Genomic DNA, 997 nt, shown 5'->3' with positions numbered 1-997 from the left:
GCCGCCCGCAGGCTCATCGACGATCCGGACGTCATCGCCGTGGTCGGGCCGCTGTCCTCGGACACCGCCGGGGCGAGCGAACCGCTCTACAGCCAGGCCGGCCTGCTGTCGGTGAGCCCGACCGCGACGGATCCGCGGCTGACCGGGCTCGGTTTCGTCAGCTTCTACCGTGTGGCCGCCTCCGACACCGCGCAGGCAACCGCCGCCGCCGACTACGCCGCGAAGGCGCTCAGATCCCGCAGGGTGTTCTCCCTGGACGACGGGAGCGTATACGGCACGGCGCTCTCCGGCGCCTTCGAGAAGGAGCTGCGGGCCCGGGGGGCGGCGGTCACGCACGATGCCGTCGAGTCCACGGGGAGCTATACCGCCGAGGCGGCGAAAATAATATCCGGGAAACCGGACACGGTGTTCTATGCCGGTCATCCCCAGGAGTTCGCGTCGCTGGCCGGGGCGCTGCGCGCCGGGGGGTTCACCGGGGCCGTCATGAGCGGCGACGGGCCGGCCGACGACCGGTTCGCCGCCGCGGCGGGCGCCGAGGGCGCCGAGGGCGCCTACCTGATCGGCCCGTGCGGCGGCCCCCCCGGTGACCCGCGGGCCGCCGGCTTCGTCGCGGACTACGGGCGGGTCACGGGCGGCGCGGAACCGGGCAGCTGCTCCGGGGAGGCGTACGACGCCACGACCGCGGTCGTCGAGGCGCTGCGCGCTCTCGGGCCGAGGGCCGGCCGGGAGGCGGTGACGCAGACGTTCGCCTCGGTCGACATCCAGGGCGTCACCAGGCGGGTCGCCTTCGCCCCGAGCGGTGACGCCGCCGATACCACCGTGTACGTCTACCAGGTCCGCGGCGGCCGGCGGCACCTGCTCGGAACCACCGCGGCGCTGACCGGGCCCTGAGCCGGCGGCACCATCCGGGCTTCGGGCCGGCGGCGCAGGCCGGGCTGGCCGGGTGCTCTGCCGGCCGGCCAGCCCGGCCAGCACCGCCGGCCGGCCGCTCCGCTCG

The 997-nt window shown here is 75.9% G+C and carries 1 protein-coding gene; it reads left to right on the top strand.

Going from position 1 to position 997, the window contains the following annotated elements; genetic code table 11:
* On the top strand, positions 1-891 hold an 891-nt coding region (locus tag AC5LSR_RS18160), incomplete at its 5' end, for a branched-chain amino acid ABC transporter substrate-binding protein (protein WP_493468716.1).
* Positions 892-997: the final 106 nt, after the last annotated feature.

Source organism: Protofrankia sp. CiP1_Cm_nod4 (assembly GCF_982290645.1).
Note: the sequence above shows the minus strand (reverse complement) of the source record. Positions and strands in the feature narration are given on the sequence as shown.